The following is a 21,399-nucleotide window of genomic DNA, read 5'->3' as shown; positions in this document are numbered from 1 at the left end:
TTGTTTGCTGAAATTTCGAGCAAACAACCACGGGGACTGCGTTCCCCCCAATTTCTTTCTCCTTGCAAATGTTTCTCATGAGATACTAGAGCAACAGCAATAGCGAAGGAGAACCATGGCAAATTGGGGAGTGATCGAGCCGGCGGAACTACCGCAAACCCGCCTGCGGCTGGACTTTGGACTGAGGGCGGCAATTCTTGCCTTCAACGACTGGGCCGTGCCCGGATTGGGGGGCGCATCATTTGTCCGCCAGCTGTCTTGGGCCTGTCTGGGAATCAGTTTCGCGGAAGAATTCGAACAACCTGCAATGGCGGCAAAAATTGCCGAAGCCATGGAGGCCTTTGCCGGGTGGATCGCCGTCAAACGGGAAAGTAAGCTCTACGAAAAAGACCAGCGCATCCAGGGCCGACGCAAATTCGCGCAAGTGAACCAGTTGTCCTTCGGCGCCGTCACTGATGCTGGCGCCTATGTCACAGTTCCGTTTAGGCGCGCGGCGACGGCCGCCCTGCCCGGTTTGGGCTTTTGCGTGCAAGCCGAATTCCGCTTTAATGCGCTTCAGTTGTCCGAGCCAGGCCGGTTGCTGGCGCGGGCCGCGCTGGACCACAGCCAGGGCGGCGATCGCATGCGCAGGCTCATCAGTAATCCGAATGAGGCGCTAACGAAAGTCACCGAAGAGATCAAGCGCTTGCTGTTGCCCGGCATGGCAAGTCCGTCCGAAATAAGCATCGTCAAGGATCAGCTTATGCAGGATGCCCGCCGCGCGCAACTTCTGACACTTTTCGCCGCATCCGGCTTCGACATCGCAGAACTGCAGACGTCGGAAGGCCAGCTTACGCTGCTCCGGCAGATGACCGATGATGTGCATCGCAGCCAGCTCGACGCCTGTTTTGCCTTTGAAAGGCTACGCGCCGCCGCCCTGAAGGCTGCACAAAACTTGACCAACGCCTGCAAGACCACACGCCAAAGTTGGGACGATCTGACTGCGGCGGCGTCCGTGCAAGCCGACTTTACTCACTTGGAGTCATGTTGCAGAACGTTGGAAGCCAAGCTCGCCAGTCTGCCCGATGTGCCGGCTGAAGTTCTGACGTTCTGCGCGGAGCAAAGTGGCGGCACTACGCTCGAAAAACGGATCCGCGCACTGGCTCAGCGGGTGCCTACCGTACTGTACGTCTACGCCTACGGACTGGAGCGAGTGCCCGGCGCAAGCTCCAATCTGCTCGCGGCAGTCGCGGACGACAGCACCGAAGGCGAGACATTGCAAGAGAGCGGCACGATACCGCGCCCCCTGCTGCGCCTGCAGCGCTTGCATCACGATATTTTGGCGGGAGCGCATCATGCAGCATAAACCTAGCAACCTGGAAGCCCTGTTTACGCCGCCCGCCGGGCAATATGGCACGCACATGCTCGTCTGCGGCCTCTCGGCCGACATCGATGTGCTGGAGCGCATGATGTGCGCCTTCACTGCCGAACCGCAAACGCAGCGCGCCGCTTCCGGCGTCGTGCGTGCCCTGCTCATGCTCGATGCGTCCAGCGGCATGAGCGCCCTGCCCGTCCCCGGCATGCTGAAGTTGCGCCATTGTCCGCTGCCTGAATGGTCCGCACAAACGACGTTGATGCACGCGAAAGTGGCGCTATTGGGCTTTTCCAGTGCGCCGTTTGCCGCGCCAGAAATGTTCCGGCTGTTGGTCTCCAGCGGAAACTGGACCGGCGAAAGCTGGGGCAACGGCGCGCAGATCGACATGTATTGGTCCTGTGAATACGACATCACCACGTCACCAAGTCAAATGCGGGACGAGCGCGCCGATATAGCCGCCGCATTCTCCTTCTTCACCAGCATGACGTCTGCCCTCTATCCCGGCAATGCCGAAGTGTTGAGCGGCGAAGGCGCCGCCACCGCCTGGCTGAAGCAATGGCGCGAGCGAATCGGAGACGTTCCTGCACGCCAAACGCCGCGTTTCATCCATAGCCTGAAACATGCCCTGTTCGACCAGATTGCGCAGCGCTTCCCCTCGTCCGGCATCACGACGCTGGTGGCTGGATCGGGATTCTATGAGCAACCGTCCGCCAGTCAGGCCAAGCCCGAAGTTCTGCGCAGGCTGGAAGAACTGGGCAATCCCGGCAGCCGCTACCTGGTCGCAAATCCCCAGCAGGCCGGAGCCCTGGCCAGCTGGGTAGTCGGCAATCTGACACCGCGCGGCAAAGCCGATCTGGACGGCTGGAGCCTGTGCTATCCAAGCGATCCCTTGCTGAACGACGGCCAGGCTGGCGGCCGCGTGCGCCTGCACGCGAAATATATTGCCGGCCTCCGCCGGGTCCAACATAGCAACAGCGATACCGCCACCGTGGCGGCGATCTATATCGGCTCCGGCAACCTGTCGAAAATGGGGCTGCTGTCGAGCGCGGCGTTGGCGCCCTCGACACGCCGGCAGGCCGGCAACGTCGAGGCCGGGATCGTCGTCAGCGAGGACCAGTCGGTGCCGCATATCTGGCGCGCGCTGGCCTGCGGCGAGCAGTTCGATAGTGAGGCGCTGAAGAACATCAGCAGCGGCGAGAACGAGGCGCTGCTGCGCCCGCTGGCTCCGCCGCCCATCCTGTTTGTCCGACTCGCCCAGGGACAGATGACTTTCCTCGGCGTGTCGGAACCTTACCAGCCGTTCCAGCTGCGCATAAGCCATCTGTCGGACTGGGTCGACATTTCCGCCGACTGTGCGGCGCATGGCCTGCCCTGCAACGCATCCCCCGCGCTGGTGCAGGTCCGATTGGCGCCAACGTTGGAAAATCCGGACCCCATCATCCACGAAGTCGCCGTGCTAGGCGAGCATGGATTGCTCAGCCGGCAGCCGCCTCCACCGCTCAGCGTGGACGATATTCTGAGTGCCCTGATGGTCTTCCCCGCCGTGCTGCCGGAGGAATCCGACGCGCCCCCAAAGAAGCGGACAAGCACGCCGCGCAGCGCTTCGCTCGATCCCACATCCGGCTATCCATTGCGGATGCAGGCCAGCATGGTGGAGGCGATCGCCGAGCGCAATAACAAGCTGGACCAGAACCAGTTTCCATATTGGCTCAATCAACTGCGCATGCTGTTGCTGGAACAGTTCTCGGAGCCCGACCGGCAAGCCATGCGCAGCACCGGCGTCAACCTGTTTTCCGCGCTCACCGAAACTGGATTCGCGCCCCCATGGCTGGCGGAGAGCCCCGTGCTGAAGGCGGAATATGAAGTCCTTCTGGCGGAGATAGCGTCGCTTTGGACGGAAGCCGCCGAATATCCACACAACGACAGGAGAACCGCTTGAAGCATCCATTCGACTGGGACCCGGTATGGGAACATATGCGGCAACTGGCTGCGATCGATACGCTCTGGCGCGCCGATCAACAGCATTCCCTGGCCTGGATGACAGGTCGGCTACAGCAGCAAAATGGCGTCCTGATTGCCGATGAAGTCGGCCTCGGCAAGACCAGGTTGGCGATCGCCCTGGCGGTCTGCGTCGTTGCCTGCGGCGGCCGTGCCGCCATCATGGTGCCGCCAGGACTGACCTATCAGTGGTGCGAAGAGGAGCTTCGCGGCTTTCTCCGCCAGATGCAAGAATTGAAGCTGGCATGGGCGCCCGCCGACATCCGGCCAAAAATTCTCCGCACCTATCCTGATCTGTTCAGCGCAGAGAATGCCGACGAGCCCTATCCCTTCTCCAACAAGAACAAGATTGTGTTCATGTCGCACCGTTTCGGCTTGCCGCAGCGTTTGGGCGCAGTCAAGAAAGACGATCTCTGGGCCTTGCCATTCCTGCTGAAAAATGACATCTCGAAAGACGAACGCAGAGGCTATGGCACCGGCAAACTGGGCGTCTCGGATCAGCAGTACGATGCAATCGCGTGGCTTGCCAAGAACCTGCCCGGCCCATTGCGCAAGCGACTGCGCGGCTCGGAACTGGGTCGCGCATCGACGGCGACGCTGACGGAGGACGAAAACAGCATCCTGTTCCGCAACCTGATCGGTGAACTGGTCGGCGACTTTGAATTGCTCGTCATCGACGAGGCCCACAAGAACCGGGCCGGTACCGAATACAGCAGCACCGAAAAAGCGCTCAGCACCACACTGCAGTCGCGTCTGAGCGCCTGCATCAGGGATATTCTGCTCCGTCCCGGCTCCGTCACCGCAGACGCCAAACGCGTCGCCCTGACCGCCACGCCGATGGAAATGGACGTCTCGCAGTGGACCAGCATACTAAACCGGATCGGCATCCAGCACGAAACGATAGGCAAGCTGAAGACGGCCGTTGAGGCATTTGCCACGGCAGTCGACAACGTGCACACCGGCGGTGCGCAGGAACTGAAGCAGCTTAGCGACGCGGCGGCTGCCTTCCAGTCCGGCCTGCAGCCATACGTGACGCGCCGGCTATGGCGGGACCATCCCTGCGTCCAGAAGTTTGCCCGGCACGGCGGGCAGGACAACAAGGCCCATCCGCATCGCCGCATGCGGAACCACGTCGTGCCGCTGACCAGCCTCCAGGCCGAGGAGCGGGAACTGCTCGCGTATATGGAAGGACTCGCTGTGGCATCCAAAGGGCTGGCGACGGAGCACCGGCTGAAAAGTGCCGGCTCCCGCCATTCGCAAGCCCTGCCGCTGATCTCCGAGCAAGCCCGCATGGCGACCAAGCCTGCCGGTCCGGCCGAGGACATGTCGCCGGTCGAGCAGGCGAAGCGACAGCGGCAAGCCTATTGGCTGGAGAAAGTGCAGGCACTGACGGCCAGCCAGGGCGATGTTGCCGCCAAGCCCGAATGGAGCCTCCAATGGCACCCCAAGGTCCGCCGCGCCATCGGCTTGATCGAAGAAATGACCCAGACGGGGAAAAAGATCCTCGTGTTCGGAGAGTTCATCGCCCCCATGCTTGCGCTCGACCGGGCGCTGAACATACGCCATTACCTGCGCCATATACGCAAGGATATTCCCATTCCGCTGCCGGCCGGAATACACCTGGATGATCCCGACATGCTCCGCTGGCTGCGGAGCGAGGACATGGAATTCTCCAGGCAGCAGATCGCGGCATTTGAAGAGGATGCGAAACGCCTCGGCGCACGCTACACGCTGGAACGCGCCAGCCTGCGCAATGCCTGCCGCGATAGCGTGGACGCCTACTTCAACGAAACAAGCCAGTTCAATTCGCCCCTGCCGCCGGAACTCAGCGCAATCCTGGTCACCTGGCTGGTCCAACAGCTTTGCACCAGCGATGCACTGGGCGCATTTTCCGGCAGTGGCCGCCGCAACGATGTCCGCGCCGCCGTTGAGATGTTGCTGCTGGATCTCAAGGACGCTGACCCTGCAGGCAAAGATGCCGGCGACGAAGACGCCGCGCAAAAACCTTTTAACTGGCGCAACGCCGTACAGACGGTGGAACAGGAACTGGAAAAAGACAGCAGCGGAAAATACCAGTTCCGCATGAGCCCGCATTCTCGGGTGTTGTATGGAGAAGTCAAGGCTTCCACCCGTCGTGTGCGCCAAAGCACCTTCAACAATCGCCAGCTGAACCCTCAAGTACTGATCGCCCAGTCGGCGATCGCCAGCGAGGGACTCAACCTGCATCGGGCCTGCCGTACCGTAGTGCTATTCCATCTGGACTGGAATCCTGGCCGTATCGAGCAGCAGATCGGTCGTGTCGACCGTCAGGACAGCGCCTGGATGCATGAGTTCGCGGACTGGCGTGGAAGCGGCGAAGCGCCTGCCATCGAAATTCATACGATCGCGCTGGCCGGGACTTACGACGCCGCCCGCAGCAGAGTCGTACAGCAGCGGGCCAAGGTACTGCGTTCTCAGTTGTTTGGCGAAGTGCTGCCGCTGGAGCAACTGAGCCTCCTCAGTGAAGAGGCGCGAGCGGCCATAGGTGAAATCAATATCGACTTTCGACCTCCTAAGCAAAGGCAATAAGCAAATCGATTCGGCGGTGACAAAGTGTGTATGTCTGGCAGTTTTTGCTGACTATATTGTTCAGACCACCACGTCATTTCGCAGATCATCTGCGCCGCCCCGGCTGGAACTAAGCCTTGTTCCAGCTGGTCCAATTCGAAATGACCCCAGGCCTGGTCTTGTTGTTGCATCTAAAAGGAGCGTTAACATGACACAAGCAGAAGTCTCAAAACTCATTCAAGGAATCTTCGACAATATCTTCAATTCCGTCACGCAGGCCGAGCCTGGTGGCAAGCCAGTTCTGCAAGCGTCGAGCACCGTATTGTCGATGATGAAGCCTGGCCTGGCGATCAATTCCGCCGACTTCCGCAATCCTTGGACCCCGGGCAACAGCGGCGGCAGCCAGGATGCCGCGATCAACACCACCGAGCTGGTCGATGTCGCGCCCAAGATGTCCACCATCTACACGGACAGCACGCGCAAGATCAGCGGCATGTACAAGCAGATGCTCGATGGCGTCCACATCCCAGCCCAAGCGCCCAACCCCGCCATTGAAAAGCAGCTGCAAGACGCTGAGAACTATCTGTTCCGCATGGTCTCCGTGACCGATCCCGATACCGGTGAAGTGACCCAGAAGAAAATCGAATCGCAGGTGTATCGCGACTACCTGGACAATCAGGCCGCCTACAACAACGCGCGCATCGCCTATATCGGCGCCTTCCTGGAAGCGCAGAAAACCGCCACCGGCAAAAACACCTGGCCGATGATCGCCACCACGCTGCAGATTCCGGTCAAAACATCCTACGACCGCTGGCGTGCGGAAGACGCCAGCAAGGTCGAGCAGAACCTGGCGATCAAGACCACCTCCGTGCAGAACGCATTGCAGCTGGCATGGAAGCACGCGCAGGATCTGTTCGAAGGTTATGGCGTGGTGCTCAACGACACCGGCAGCGGCCTGTCGCCCAAGGTCTATCGCGTGTCGCTGCTGCCTTCGGACTGGTACAGCAGCTCCAGCAAATCCAGCGGCTGGACCACCTTCGACTCAGCATCGAGCAGCGCGGCGAACAGCTCGTCGTCCGACTTCACGTCCTATGGCGGCTCGGCCGGCTTCAGCCTGGGGCTGTTCAGCATAGGCGGCTCGGCCGGCCATGCCGATTCGCATCAACATGCCAGTTCCGAAACCAACGGCCTGCGCATCAGCTTCGAGTACACGCTGGTGACGATACGGCGTCCATGGTTTGAAGCGAGCCTGCTGTCCACCAAGGGCTGGGACCTCGGCAACCTGTACAAGAAAGGCGTGCTGTCCAACGGCACCAAGGCGCATCAGGACGGCGAGCTGATGCCGCTGATCCCTACTTCGTTTGTGGTCGTGCGCAAGCTGAAAATTTCCGCCAACTGGGCCAAGGCGGACTGGGACTTGATGACGTCCAAAACCAGCGGTGGCGGCGGCTTCGGTATCGGGCCGTTCTCCATCTCCGGCAGCTACGCGCATTCCAGCACCAACCAGACGTTCACGTCGGCCATGGCGGCAGGAACGATTACGGTGCCGGGCGTGCAGATCATCGGCTTTATCAGCCAAGTGGTGCCCTACTCCCCACCGGCCTGATCGCGCGCTTCAGTTGAAACCTGCAACGGCGGCTCCCCAGCGGGGCCGCCAACCATACACGATGCTTTGAGCAAGGGAGGCTCTATGTCCAATACCGTCGACTTCATCGGAGCGGTGTACGACGAACTATCCAAACTGCTCAACATCACGGACGCCAATCCCTCCATCGCCATGCAGATGGCTTGGCCGGGGTTCTCCCTTTCTCCGCAAGACTTCAAGCCGGCCAGTGCGCCCGACGGGCCATACGATCCGCAAGTGGCCAAGGAGACTTTCTCGCATCTGGCGAACATCGCGCCGACGCTCACGAAGGCCTACTTCCAGAACTCCGGGCTGGAGGTGGACGATCTGTACGAAATCCTGGTCACCGGCGCGATCCCGAACGGCGCCGGTCCGGCGGATGTCGGCACCAACCCGATGTTCAAGCTGTTCGGTGATTCGCAATACGAATTCCTGCAGGCCAGGACTGGCAGTTCGACCGATCCCAATGCGTTCTACTATCCCTGCATCGCCACGCCCGCCAACTGGTATGACGAAACGGCGGCGCAGTTCTGGCCGACCTTCAATATGCAGTCGGGCGCCGTCAAGCCTGCAGCGCCGGACTCGCGCTTTGTCAGGGCCGGCGGTCCGACGCTGGTGAATCAGGGCGTATGGAAGCTGCGGCCCAACGATGCCGTCAAGGCCGATTCAGTCAAGTCGGGCGTGAAGCTGATGGTGGCGAAGATACAGCAGATCCCGCTGGTCAAGCCGGCGCTGCCGCTGACGGTGCTGCACAAACCGCTGAATCTGCAAGCCGCGGCGGCACTCAAGGCAACGCCGACGGCGGCTCACATCGCCGGCGGCATACACGCCAGCCCCGCGCTGATCAACACCCCGGTCTTTGCGGCCAACCTCGCCAACGTCAAGGCGCAGACGCTGTTCGACCACAAGATCGTGCCCGAGAGTTCCTACAGCCGCTACAAGCTCGTCAACCAGATCCAGGCGCTGGACCTGACCAGGAAGGATCTGAACCTTGGTCGCATCGACCTGGCCAACCGCTACCATCTGACCAGTCTGATCAACGCGGAACTGCCGACCAAGCCGGCCGGCACCAGCGACAACTTCAGCATCTCGTTCAAGTACTGCCGTGTGAACATCGACCGCAGCTGGTTCAAGCTCGCTTTGCTGAAGATGAAAAACTGGTATATGTACGGCACCAGGCTGGGCGAATATTCGAACGGCTCCGCCACCGACAACCCCGGCATGTTCCCCCTGTTGCCGACATCGTTCATCGTGATCCGCGATCTCAGGATCACCGCCAACTGGTCGAACGACGACCGCCAGAATCTGGGCCAGGCAACGGCGTTGGGCTTCTTCGATATCCGCGATTCGACGCTGAACCAGAACACCCTGGAGGTGAAAGGCTTGCAGGTGCTCTGCTGGCTTTCCACCGTGATGCCGCAGCTACCGCCGATGTCGTCACCGCCGTGACAACCGGCTGGCGCCTGAGCCACCCATCGGGCAATTTACCCCGATGGCCCCGCGCCTTTGAACCGGCCAACGCCGAACGCGCCACAGTACCCGCCGCGCCCGCGCGCGGCCGTTCCCTCCCTGCGCAAAAGGTATTTTCTACATCAAAATCCCTTGATTATTGTCATTTATTTATTTTCCAAAAAACATTTATTTTGAGCTAAGATTCAAAGGATAGCCATGCGGTTTTTAGACGTTCTAACGCCTCAACCAACAATTTCATCATGCAACCATCATGACTGCGCACCTTGGGCATGCGGGCTCCCCCGCTGTACTCCATGCCGAACCTCCCCTCCGTGCAGTTGGCCATTCCCCCGCGTTTCAAAAGATCCTGCGGCTGGTGGCCCGCATCGCGCCGACTGAGCACACTTTGCTCATCACCGGCCCCACCGGCGCCGGCAAGGAAATCGTTGCGCAGCTGGTACATCAACAAGGAAGTCGCGCCGCCGCTGGCCGCTTTATCGACATCAACTGCGGCGCGATTCCCGAGCAGCTGGTCGAGTCCGAGTTGTTCGGCCACACCCGCGGCGCGTTCACCGGCGCCGCCGCCGAGCGGCAAGGGTATTTCGAGATGGCGGCGCAGGGCACGCTGTTTCTCGACGAGATAGGCGAGTTCCCGCTGTCGCTCCAGGCCAAGCTGCTGCGCGTGCTGGAGACGCGGACCTTTCGCCCGGTCGGCGGCCAGGAGCACCGGCCGTTCACCGGCCGCATCGTGGCCGCCACCCATCGCAACCTGGAAGAACTGGTCCGCAGCGGCCGCTTCCGTGAGGACTTGTACTACCGCCTGGCCGTGTTCTCCATCGACGTGCCCGGGTTGGACCAGCGCCGGGACGACATCCCTGCCCTGGTCCATCATTTTGCCGCGCGCGAAACCACGCCGCCGCGCTTCACCGCCGAGGCGCTGGAGCGGCTCAAGGCCCAGCCCTGGCCGGGCAATGTGCGCGAGCTGCGCAGCCTGGTCAGCCGCATCGCCGTACTCAGCGATGAAACCGAGATCAGCCTGGGCATCCTGGAATCCTTCCTCGCGCCCACCGTCGAGCAGACCTTGCCGTCCGACGCGCTGATCGACGCCGTGCTGCGCCTGGACGAACCGGACAAGATGGCCCTGGTCGAACGCCTGCTGATCGACCGCGCGCTGAGCCTGAACGGCGGCAGCAAGACCGCCGCCGCCGCCATGCTTGGCGTGAATCGCAAGGTGGTCGAGCGGCGCCTGCTGGCGCGCGACAAGAACCGTTCGGCCGTCGACGAATGCATGATCGCCGGCCGCCGCATGCTGGAACGGGGCGAGTTCCGCGAGTCGGCGGCGACCCTGCGCCGCGCCCTCGGCTTGCTCGACGGCGGCAACGAGAATCTGCCCACCCGCAAGCTGCGCTTCGAACTGCACCGCATGCTGGCCGTGTGCTATCGCGGCATCTACGGCTGGCACAGTCCGCAGGCCCAGGCCGAACACGAGGCGGCGCTGCGGGCCGGCCAGGGCGTGGTCGATTCGATCGAACTCAATTCGCTGATGTTCGGCATCTGGAGCGTGCAGCTGATGATGATGCAGCTGTTCGCCGCCCGCGCCACCGCGCAGGACATGCTCAAGCTGGCGCACACGACGGCGCATCCGGCGATCCACGCGGAAGCGCAGTTCGCGCTGGCCAACACCCTGTTCTGGCTGGGCGACAGCGAGGAAGCGCTGGCCTGCCTGGCGCTCAGCAAGCTGCTCGACGCCGAACAGTCCGAACGCCACAGCGCCCAGGGCATCGATCTGGTCGCGCTGGCCCAGACCTTTGCCGGCCTGGCCTCGTTCCAGACCGGCGCGCTGGCGCGGGCGCAATGGATGCGGGAGCGGCTGACGCTGCGCTGCACCGACCCCGAGGCCAGCGTCTTCGACCGCGCCATCGCCTTGCAAGGCGCGGCCTGGCTGGCCTGCCTGTTCGAGGATACGCAAACGCTGGGGCCGATGGCGAGCGAACTGGCGCAACTGGCCCGCGACCACGAGTTCGGCTTTTACCGGGGTGTCGGCGAGATCTTTTGCGGCTGCCACATGGCGGCGCTGGGCGATCCGGAGCCGGCCGAGCAGCGCATGCGTGTAGCCTATGCGGCTTATTTCGTCGAGCAAGGCGGCGCGCTATTCCATTCCTTCCAGGCCTGGAAGCGCGCCGAAGCGCTGCTGGCCGCCGGCCGCGCCGCCGACTGCACCGCGCTGATCGATCAGGCGCTGGAGATCGCGCTATCCCACCACGAGCGCGCCTACCTGAGCGAGTTGATGTGCGTAGGCGGCCTGGCGAAACAAATGCTGGGCGATCTGGACGGCGCCGAAGACGGCCTGCGCAACGCGCTGTCGACCGCGCAGGCGCTGGGCTCGGTGCCGGGCCGCATCCGCGCCGCCACCCATCTGGCCGAACTGCTGCATCAGGACGGCCGCCGCCGCCAGGCGGTCACGCTGCTCGAAAAAAGTATTCAGGATGTAGAACGTGTGGTTCCGTACCCGGGCTTGGCGCGCGCATTGCAGCTGATGGAGCAACTCAAGACCCGGGATCTCAGTGTTTCAACTGTAGGGGAGGTCCAGCATGGCATTTGAACTGAAACAATCCGATATGGAGGCTTTGCTGCAAGGCGGCTGCTTCTTTGGCAGCGGCGGCGGCGGCACCATCACGTCGGCGCGGCACCTGGCGCAAAACTTTATCGCGGGCGACTACTATCCAACGGCGAGCGTGCGTGTGGTCGACGTGGCGGAAGCAATCAATGGCGATGCGGTCATGGTGGCCTACCTGGGCGCGCCGGTCGCCATCAACCAGGTCCAGTATCCGGACGGTCCAGTCAAGGCCGTGGCCATGATTAAGGAGCACCTGGAGAAACAAGGCCGCAAACTCGCCTACATCGTTCCGCCGGAAAGCGGTGCGCTGGGCTTCGTCGTCGCCTGCCTGGTGGCGGCGCACTTCGGCCTGGAAGTGGTCGACGCCGACGGCGCCGGCCGCGCCGTGCCGTCGCTGCCGATGCTGACCTTCGCGGCCGAGGGCCTCAATCCCCGGCCGACCATGCTGGTCAGCCAGCAAGGCCTGCAAGTAGAACTGGATGTCACGCCGCGCGGCGACGTCAACGGCTGCAGCCGGCACCAGCAGGATGTCGCAGCCATCATCGAACAGATGGTGCGCCCCATCGTCGCCGAGCAGGAGTTCGGGCAGTTTGGCGGCCTGGCCATGTGGATCATGGACACCGAGACTCTGGCGCGCGGCTTGCCGATACGCGGCACATTGAACCGCGCCCTGCGCCTGGGCCGCATGCTGCAACAGCGCGAGCTGGGCAGCGCGGCCGAGATGGTCCGGTACCTGGAAGAGAAAGCCGGCCTGGGCGCGCGCACCTTGTTCGGACCGGGCAGCATCACCGCCGTGAAAGAAGATACGTCGGGCGGCTTCGACGTGGGCAAGGTCACGCTTGAAAGCGAAGACGGCCTGTGCACGGTGGTGTACCAGAACGAATCGCTGCTGGCCTGGAACAGCGCGCAAGGCCAGCCCATCGGCATGGCGCCGGACAGCCTGACCTATTTTGTCGAAGGTGAAGGACAGCAGGTGTTTTCCAACGGCGACCTGTTGCAGGCCGACGGCACGCTCAACCCGCAGGTCCAGGGACGGCCGGTCAGCGTGATCGGCATCGGCGCGGCCGCGCCCTTGCGCGTACCAGGGGGCCTGATCCTGGACAGCTTCATGGAACAAGTCGCCCAGCTCGGCTATCTGGGCCCTTATCTGCCACTGTTCGAACAAGGAGCCGTCAAATGAAAAAACAATTCCGCATCTGCATACTGGCGCCGGTCAACACCGACCAATACAACCAGATGCTGCTGAAGGCCGTGCAGCCGGTGATACCGGACGATGTCACGGTGACGGTGCGTAATCTGTCGTCCGGCCACGACTGCATCGAAAGCCGCATCGACCTGCTGCACAACGGCTATCCGGTGGTGGAAGCCGCGCGCGAGATCGCCAGGGAAGGCTTTGACGGCATCTGGCTCAGCGACTTCGACATGTGCGGCGTGGAAGCGGCGCGCGAAGCCATCGACATTCCCATCATCGGCGGCTTCCCGACCTCGGCCTTCACCGCCCTCGCCCTCAGCGAGCGCTTTTCCATCATCACCATCCTGGAAAGCACGCTGGCCATGCAGCGCGGCCACGTGCCGGCCTATGGCCTGAGCGAATCGTTCGCCTCCATTCGTGCCATCAACATCCCGGTCGACAAGCTGGGCGACCTGGACCTGGTGGTCAAGGCGACGCTGGAGCAAGCCACGCTGGCCGTGCAGCAGGACGGCGCGCAATCCATCCTGCTCGGCTGCACCGGCTTCGTCGGCGTGGCCGCCGAGGTCACGGCCCGCCTGCAGACGGCCGTCGGCATGTATGTGCCGGTGATCGACCCCAACCAGGCCGGCTTCAGCTTCCTGGTGTCGCTGGTACGCATGGGCTTGCGCCCCAGCCGCGCCAGCTACAGCAAATACGCCGGCTAGTCCTTCCCGGATTCGTCCGCCTCCGCGTCCCGCAATGGACGAATCCGACCGCGCGGTTTGCGCTGCGCCGCCGCGCTCCCTCTGAGCGCGGCGCCATCGACGATGGCACGCCGCTTGCTGTAGATCCTCCTGTGTCCGTTACGTCGCCGCCCTGGCGGCGGCCGGCGCCTGAGGTTCTCACAGCGAGGTTATCCTGGAAAGCACACTACAGACAGATCCGACCGCGGCCGTCGTCACGCTGTGGTCCGAGATCAACCCGGTGGCCGCCTACCTGTGCGGCTGCCTGCCCACGCTGTCCACGCTGTTCAAGCCCACGGCCCTCAATGTCAAGGAAATGCGCTGCCGCATCCACGCGCTGCGCCAGCAATTGCCGGCCGTGGCCGACGCCCACCTGCGCGCCACCGCCGACGCGCTGCTCAGTTGCCTGCAAGCGCAACTGGACCTGCCCCATCCCAGCGGCGCGGGCCCGTCCGGCGCCGGCATGGGCGGCGTGCGCGCCGCCGCCGACGGCCTGATCCGCGTCTTCCTCGAACGCGACACGCAATTGCCCTGCCTGGCCGACTATCTGGATGCGGTGCACGAGCTGGTCAACTTCGAAGCCTTGCGCTGGTGGGGCCATGACTTCAACGTGATGGTGCGGCGCGAGTGCCTGAACGCGGCGCAGCAGCTGCGGACCGCGCTGGCGCGGCTGCAGCAGGCGTGGCCGGAATTCAGCGGCCGCGTCAACGCCATCCTGGCCGCGCTGCGCGAGTACCAGATGCTGTTCGATGTCGAAGGCCTGGGTTCCGACAGCTTCAGCGTCTACTGGCCGGTACTGGGCGCCTGGGACGCCATCGCCGGACCGGTGCGCGCGCCAGGCTTCCCGGCCTGCCTGCGAGCCTGCTACCAGCTGCAGGAAAGCCCGCGCGAGATCGCCGCCCTGGCCCAGGCCTGGCTGGAGCAGGAACTGCCGCTGGCGCAGAACGTCGCCCGCAAGATCGCCGCCCTGCCCTTCGCCGCCGGGGCCGGCAGCCTGCAGGCCGTCTGGTGCCGCGTCAACACGCACTACGCGGTCGATTGCCATGCGTGGATGGCGCGGGTCACGCGCGCCTGCGACGACTACGGCGCCCGCTACCTGGCGATCCGCGACCCCGGCGCGCTCTTCGGCGACGATGCCTGGCGCTGCCCGCCCGCGCCGAGGCAGACATCGATGTTCGCCATGATTAACGCCATGGCGCGCGGCGCCGCGCGCGGCCAGCGGCTCGCCATCTCGCCGCGCCTGGCCGCATCGCCGCTGCTGGGCCTGCAAACGGCGCTGGCCGTGCCGATGAGCGAAGGCATGGCCTTCTGCCTGGAGTTCGAATACTGGGACGCCGCCCGCCAATTGCTGGCCGTGGCCGCGCCCGATCCGGTGCAGGCGGCCTACCTGTCGCTGTACGGCGCCATCCCGGAAACCCAGGCCGAAGGCGTGCTGTGCGCCCAGCTGGAAACCTATATCCGCCGCCTGATCCGCTACGTGCGCGCGCTGTGCGATGTCCGCGTTCACAACGGCGAGATGACCTATACCGAGTTCATCGCCTGGGCCGCCGGCACCACCGGCCTGTCCATGGAAACGCTGCACAACGAATGCTTCGGCCTGATGGCTTCGCCGGGCCGCGCCGCCAGCCACGCGGTCGGCGCGGCCGCCTACGCGCTGCTGCGCCAGCAAAACCAGGCGCGCGGCGTCAGCGCGCAAGCCTTCCACACGGCGGCGTCGCGCCAGCGCGTCTACCCCTGGCCGATCGGCAAGGCCTTGCTGGCGCAAGGCGCGACCTTCCAATCCGGCGCCGGCTAGCCACGACGGCGCCACCATCGGCCGCCGACGGGCGGCGCGATTTCACATAGACCATTCCGGCGACGGCCGGGACTTGGAGAGTGCCATGCCCGCAGCAAAAAATGGAAGCGACCTCGATGCACAGTCCCGGGAATTGAAAGGCCGGTACAGAAGGCAGTTGTTCGAGGCCATGGAAAGGCACATGAAACAGCAGGAACGCGACCGCGACCAGGCAGGTCCGCACCACCGCGTGGCCGCCAACGCCAAACTGGCGGCGCCGTCCGGTCCGCTGCGCGTGGGCATAGTCGGCGGCGGCATGGCCGGCATGTACACCGCGCTGCTGCTCGAACAGCTGGGCATAGGCTACCACCTGTTCGAAGCGTCCGGCGAGCGCATGGGCGGCCGGGTCAAAACCCATTACTTCAACGACGGCCCGCACCAGTACGCCGAAATGGGCGCCATGCGTTTCCCGCACACGTGGATGCAGACCCGCTTGTTCAACTTCTGGGACTACCTCAACAAGACCAGCAGCGAGGTGCCGGGCGCCCGCACCATTGCCCGCATTCCCTACATTCTGTACGACCACAGCACGGCCGCCGACGCCGGCAACCTGCTGTGCTTCAACGGCCGCCCGCCGGCCACCCGCAACGCGGTCGCCGAGGATAACTCGCTGCTCGGCTTCGACGACTTCTTCAAGGCCGATGAATACGCCTACTTCAAGGACAGCCGTGGCCGCCTGAAGCCGGCCCAGACGCTGCTGTCGGCCGCGCTGGCGCCGTTCATGGAGCTGCTCGACGACGGCCAGATCGATGCCGCTTGGGACCGCATGCTGCGCTTCGATGCCTACTCCGGCCGCAGCTATCTGCAGGAAATCGGCGACGGCGAGCGCCCATACCCGGCCACCATCGTCGACTACATGGAGACCGTGCTCAGCTACACCGGCGTGTACGACCTGGCCTTCACTGAAATGCTGCTCGATAATTTCTCGTTCGAAGAAAAGACCTGGTCGGCGATGGAAGGCGGCACCGACCGCGTCACCCAGGAAATGGTCAAGCGCATTCCGGCCGAGCGCGTGCAGATGGGCGCGCAAATCTCCCGCGTCGAAGAGCGCGGCGGCCGCACGGTGCTGCACTACCAGCGCGGCGACGGCGCGCTGCCCCAGCAGGCCGAGTTCGACCACGTCGTCATGACCTTGCCGTTCAGCGCGCTGCGCTTCGTCGATACGCCGGCCAGCTGGTCGCCCGCCAAGTACGACGCCATCCGCACGCTGAAGATGACCAACGCCGTCAAGATCGCGCTGGGCTTCAAGACCCGCTTCTGGGAAAGCGCCGGCCCCCACAGCGCCCACATGGCTGGCGGCCAGAGCAACACCGACCTGCCGGTGCGCAGCGTGGTCTATCCCTCGTTCGGCATCGGCGAGGCCGGCCCGGCCTATCTGCTGGCCAGCTACTGCTGGCAGAACGACGCCGACAAGTTCGCCCACCTCACCGAGCAGCAGATGTTCGACGCCTGCCTGCGCCACCTGGTCACGCTGCATGGCGAAGTCGCGCGCGAGCAGTACCTGGGCCATGGCGCCGCGGTGGCCTGGAACCAGGAACCGCTGGCCGGCGGCGGCTTCGAATTCTTCGGCCCCGGCCAGTTCACCCGCAAATTCCTGGCCGCGCGCGAACCGCAGGGCGGCGTCCACTTCGCCGGCGAGCATCTGGACATGGTGCACTACTGGATCGCCGGCGCCTACGACTCGGCCTTCCGCTGCGTCTGGGAAGTGCTGGTGCAGGAAGGCTTGATGGACCGCGCCATGATGATACGCCTGCGCGATGCGCTGGGCGGCGGCCTGATCCTGCCGACCATGATTCCCTACTTCGGCGACGCCGGGCTCGAAGCGCTGGCCCGCGACGTCTTTTTCGACCAGGCCTAGCCTGATCCCGTCACATCCATCCCACCTTGAACAGGAGCATGCCATGAACCATCACGACAATTCCTACGGCGGCGCACTCGCCTACACCGCCGGCCTGCGCGGCCCCATCCACAGCCTGCACCGCACCGCCAGCGCGCCGGCAGCGCTGGCGCGCGCCAGCGACGTGGCCGCGCCGCAATTCGTCTTCAGCGGCCTGAACGCGACCGACCTGAATTACGACACCAGCCAGTATCCGGTGGCCGGCACCTTCGCCGGCGTGCTGCCGCCGTGGCTGAACGACATCGCCACCATCCCGAAGAACTGGCAGCGCACTGACGACGACGCCGCGGACGCCAACGCGCGCACCGAGCAGCTGAAAACTGCGATGGCCTACATCAACAAGAATGTGCCGGGCCAGAAGTACCCTGGCCCGAGCACCGCGCAGATCATCGCCCAGCGCTACACCCAGGGCATGTGGACCGGCGACACCGGCGTCTTCAGCCCGGCGCAGATCACCGCGCTGACCACGCACTGGATCGCGGACGACGCCGAACTGGCCCGCCAACGCCTGGGCGGCGCCAATCCCAACGTCATCAAGCTGGCCGATTCGTCCCACTACGACATCGCCGCGTGGATCGCCAAGGCCGGCAACGGCGCCGCGCTGGCCGGCCTGCAAACGACGCTGAGCAACGCCCAGCGCGACGGCTGCCTGTTCGTCTGCGACTACCGGCCGGTGCTGGGCGCCGCCGTCACCGGGCAACTGGTGCTCAAGGGCCGCTACCTGGCCGCGCCGCTGTGCTTCTTCACCATCGGCAACGACAACACGCTGATGCCGCAGGCGATACAGATCTCCGCCACCGATCCCGGCGCCTACATCTTCACGCCGACCGATCCCGCCGACACCAAGGGCGACGCCTGGCTGCTGGCCAAGCTCTGGCTGGCCTCGGCCGACCAGCAATGGTGGTTCAGCGGCTCGCATCTGTTCAACACCCACACCGTCGACATGCTGTTCGGCACCGCCGCCCTGAACCAGATCCAGACCGGCGCCCTGGACGAGCAGCATCCGCTGGTGATCCTGGCCAAGCCCTATCTGGAAAAATCGTTCAACGTCAACAGCGGCGTAATCAGCATGCCTGGCACGCTGGCCAAAGGCATTTATCAAAAAGGCGGCTTCTGCGATAACGTCTTGCCGACCGGCCGCGTCGGCCTGTACCAGGTCATCAACAGCCTGTACCAGAACTACCGCTTCGACCAGAACGCCTTCCCGGCGCAGATGGATAGCCGCGGCCTGAACGCCGGCGCCATCACCAAGGTCGCCTTCCCCTACCGCGACGACGGCCAGCGCTGGTGGACTGCGGTGAACGGCTTCGTCGCCGCCATCGTCGCCGCCAGCTATGCCAGCGACGACGCGGTAGCCGCCGACACCGGCCTGAACTCGTGGATGCGTACCGTGCAAGGCGCCTTCAACCAAGACGGCACGGCCCGCTTCAGCTGGACGCCGACCAAGGCCTACCTGACCAGCGTGTTCAGCAATCTGCTGTTCACCTGCTCGGTGCAGCACACGGCCGTCAACAACACCATGTTCAACGGCTGGGCCTTCACGCCCAACGGCGCATTCGCGATGCAGTCCGCGCCGCCCGCCAACGCCGCCGCCGTGTCGTCCCAGACCGTGCTCGATGCGCTGCCGGACCCGCAATCGCCGACGGCACTGGCGAATGTCATCCAGCCGCAGATCTCCTTCGTGATGGGCGGCACCTCGATTGTCACCGAAACGCTGGGCGTCAACCCCGCCAGCCAGACCGACATGCTGGCCATCTATCCCTACGCGGCCGGTTCGCCGCAGCAGGCGGCGGTGATCGGCTTCTGGAACGCGATCTGGGAAGGCAAGTCCTCGGTGGCGGCCACGATAGGCGCCAACCAGCAGGCCCGCATCGCGTCCTGGCATGGCGCGCTGCCGGTGCCTAACAGCCTGGCCTACTACTACCTGAGCGCAGAGCTGGTGTCCTGGCAGTCGCCGCAATACCTGAACGCGGCAACCACCAACGCCATCCAGATCTGAACGGGGCCCGCCCCTTCTGCCCCATCGACCAACGAGGATACGCCATGCCGAACAATTATCTGCTGTCGCAAAAACAATACCGCCGCCAGTTTGGCGCCCCTGAAACCGTGGTCGATGCCAAGCCGGCGGATGTCGCCGGCGCCAGCCTGTTGCGCGTGCAGCAGGCCGGCGCCGGTGAAACCGTCGCCACCTACCTGAACAAACGGCTGGCCGAAATCGGCGTGCGCCATGTGATGGCCATCCCCGGCGATTACATCAGCGAGTGGGTGGAAACCCTGGACACCGAAGACAACGCCGGCCTGATCCGCGTCCACCCGAACAACGAGATGTGCGCCACCTACGCCGCCGACGGCTGCGGCCGCGCCACGCCCGGCTCGGTGGGCTGCGTCGCCACCACCTACGGCGTCGGCGCGCTGAACGCCGTGCAGGCGGTGGCCGGCGCCTTCGTCGAAAACGTGCCCATGGTGCTGATCAACGGTTCGCCGTCGGCCGCCCAGTTCAACTCGCAGCGCGACCAGGGCGTGCTGTGGCACCACATGTTCGACGGCGCCTACACCGACCTGCGCGTGCTGCGCGAGGTCACGCGCATGGCCGTGCGTATCGACAATCCCGCCTACGCGGCCGACCTGATCGATGCCGCCCTGACCGCCTGCATCACCGATTCCAAGCCGGTCTACATCGAAATCGGCAACCAGATGGAATCGCTGCCGGTGGCCGCCTTCGCCACGCGTCCCAAGCTGGTCAAGGCGCCGGTGCCGCAGTCGCAAGTGTCGTTGAACGAAGCCATCGCGGCGACCCTGACCGCGCTGATGGAGGCCGAGCGGCTGGTGGTGCTGGGCGGCGTGGAAATCGCGCGCTTCGGCCAGCAGGCGGCCTTTACCGACCTGCTCAAGACGCTGAAGGCGCCGTATCTGACCAGCCTGCTCGGCAAGGGCATCCTCAGCGAGTACGACGCGCCCTTCTTCGCCGGCACCTACAACGGCAAGAACTCGCAGCAAAATGTGCAGAAGCTGGTGCTTGGCGCCGACCTGATCCTGAGCCTGGGCGTGCACGAGACCGATTTCAACTTCTCCGGCCTGGCCAACGCTGACTACGATCCAAGCAAGCCGTCGAAGTTGCCGATGAGCGCAGCCATTGAAGTGCGCATGGGTGCGGCGCGCCTGAACGGCGGCGAGCCCGGCGGCATGTACTGGGGCGATGTCGCCATCGGCCCGTTCATCCTCGCGCTCAACGAGTCGATCGCCCATCCCGAGGGCGAGTTCATGCGGCGGCTGTGCGTCGTCTATCCCAGCCTTGTGGAAATTCAGCAGAAGCTGATTGAAGCCAAGGGCAAACTGCCGTACGCGCCCTTCCCCGGCATTGAAGGCCCGGTGTGGGATATTCCGGTGCCGTCCACCTACGCGCCCGACGCGCAGATCACCTGGGACAGCTTCAAGTCGCTGCTGCACCACGGCTATCTGAACACCTTCGGCAACGACGAGAAAGGCGAAGCCCCGGTCGTGCTGGCCGACACCGGCCTGACTTTCTACAACCTGAACAACATCAAGTCGCCGCAGAACGGCTATATCGCCCAACTGGCTTGGGGCGCGATCGGTTATTCGCCGGCCGCGAGCTGCGGCGTCAAGCTGGCGCTGCAGGCCAACGGCAGCAAGCGCCGCGTGATTTCCGTCTCCGGCGACGGCGCCTTCGCCGAAAGCTGCAACGCCATCGGCACGCTGGCCGAAATGGGACTGGACAATGTGGTGTTCGTGATGGCCAACGGCGTGTTCGCGATCGAACAGTTCCTGATTAACCCCAAAGCCTTCGGCAGCGGCCCGCAGGCGCCCGCCTTCGCGGCGCTGACGCGGGTGCCGCAGACCGCGCTGTGGGACTGGGTCGCCCTGGCCAAGGGCTTCGGCGGCGTCGGCTACGAAGTGACCAGCAATGCCGAACTGGCGGAAGTGATCGGCAAGATCAAGGCCGCTTCGCCTCCGCCGCAGCAGGCAGGCGGCGCATGCGCAACCGGCAGCTGCACCTTCGACGACGGCACGCCGCCGGCGCCGCGCTCCACCTTCACGCTGGTGGCGGTGCGCAACGTCTGCAAAGACCTGCCCAGCAACACGCGCTGGAAGCTCGGCGGCGACGCTCCCGACTCGCCACACGCCATCGTTTGATTTTTAAAGG

The 21,399-nt window shown here is 64.2% G+C and carries 12 protein-coding genes; all 12 read left to right on the top strand.

Translation table 11 applies throughout. The annotated features are described in order from the left end of the window. Nucleotides 1-115 precede the first annotated feature (115 nt). The 12 genes from GEV02_RS02690 (at nucleotide 116) to GEV02_RS02635 (ending at nucleotide 21,389) form a co-directional block, all read left to right on the top strand. Nucleotides 116-1,345, top strand: coding sequence for a hypothetical protein (locus GEV02_RS02690; protein ID WP_152836386.1), 1,230 nt, complete (start codon nucleotides 116-118; stop codon nucleotides 1,343-1,345). Beyond that, nucleotides 1,335-3,293 (top strand): hypothetical protein, encoded by a 1,959-nt coding sequence (locus GEV02_RS02685; protein WP_152836385.1) that lies wholly within the window; start codon nucleotides 1,335-1,337, stop codon nucleotides 3,291-3,293. The genes GEV02_RS02690 and GEV02_RS02685 overlap by 11 nt, the downstream gene beginning before the upstream one ends. Beyond that, entirely contained in the window at nucleotides 3,290-5,920 is a 2,631-nt protein-coding gene (locus tag GEV02_RS02680) for an SNF2-related protein (RefSeq protein WP_152836384.1), read from the top strand. The genes GEV02_RS02685 and GEV02_RS02680 overlap by 4 nt, the downstream gene beginning before the upstream one ends. Nucleotides 5,921-6,107: 187 nt before the next feature. Then, nucleotides 6,108-7,505: a hypothetical protein gene (locus GEV02_RS02675; RefSeq protein ID WP_152836383.1), complete on the top strand. Its 1,398-nt coding sequence runs from the start codon at nucleotides 6,108-6,110 to the stop codon at nucleotides 7,503-7,505. Nucleotides 7,506-7,589: 84 nt separating this feature from the next. Then, a complete protein-coding gene (locus GEV02_RS02670; RefSeq protein WP_152836382.1) occupies nucleotides 7,590-8,972 on the top strand; it encodes a hypothetical protein in 1,383 nt (460 codons plus the stop codon). A 274-nt stretch (nucleotides 8,973-9,246) separates the two neighbouring features. After that, on the top strand, nucleotides 9,247-11,577 hold the full coding sequence (locus tag GEV02_RS02665; protein WP_152836381.1) for a sigma-54-dependent transcriptional regulator: 2,331 nt from the start codon (nucleotides 9,247-9,249) through the stop codon (nucleotides 11,575-11,577). Then, on the top strand, nucleotides 11,567-12,772 hold the full coding sequence (locus GEV02_RS02660; RefSeq protein ID WP_152836380.1) for a DUF917 domain-containing protein: 1,206 nt from the start codon (nucleotides 11,567-11,569) through the stop codon (nucleotides 12,770-12,772). Before GEV02_RS02665 ends, GEV02_RS02660 begins: the two co-directional genes overlap by 11 nt. Further along, nucleotides 12,769-13,488 carry an aspartate/glutamate racemase family protein gene (locus tag GEV02_RS02655; RefSeq protein ID WP_152836379.1) on the top strand — a complete coding sequence of 240 codons (720 nt, stop codon included), beginning with the start codon at nucleotides 12,769-12,771 and terminating at the stop codon, nucleotides 13,486-13,488. The genes GEV02_RS02660 and GEV02_RS02655 overlap by 4 nt, the downstream gene beginning before the upstream one ends. Before the next feature lie 259 nt (nucleotides 13,489-13,747). After that, on the top strand, nucleotides 13,748-15,301 hold the full coding sequence (locus GEV02_RS02650; protein ID WP_152836378.1) for a hypothetical protein: 1,554 nt from the start codon (nucleotides 13,748-13,750) through the stop codon (nucleotides 15,299-15,301). 181 nt (nucleotides 15,302-15,482) lie between these two features. After that, nucleotides 15,483-17,198 (top strand): flavin monoamine oxidase family protein, encoded by a 1,716-nt coding sequence (locus GEV02_RS02645; RefSeq protein WP_174998933.1) that lies wholly within the window; start codon nucleotides 15,483-15,485, stop codon nucleotides 17,196-17,198. 43 nt (nucleotides 17,199-17,241) lie between these two features. After that, nucleotides 17,242-19,236 (top strand): lipoxygenase family protein, encoded by a 1,995-nt coding sequence (locus GEV02_RS02640; protein WP_152836376.1) that lies wholly within the window; start codon nucleotides 17,242-17,244, stop codon nucleotides 19,234-19,236. Between the two features lie 44 nt (nucleotides 19,237-19,280). Beyond that, on the top strand, nucleotides 19,281-21,389 hold the full coding sequence (locus GEV02_RS02635) for a thiamine pyrophosphate-binding protein (protein WP_152836375.1): 2,109 nt from the start codon (nucleotides 19,281-19,283) through the stop codon (nucleotides 21,387-21,389). Nucleotides 21,390-21,399 lie beyond the last annotated feature (10 nt).

Origin of the sequence: Rugamonas aquatica, assembly GCF_009380215.1 — a bacterium.
Lineage (GTDB): Bacteria > Pseudomonadota > Gammaproteobacteria > Burkholderiales > Burkholderiaceae_D > Rugamonas > Rugamonas aquatica_B.
The sequence above is the reverse complement of the archived record's forward strand: the minus strand, read 5'-3'. Positions and strand labels throughout refer to the sequence as shown.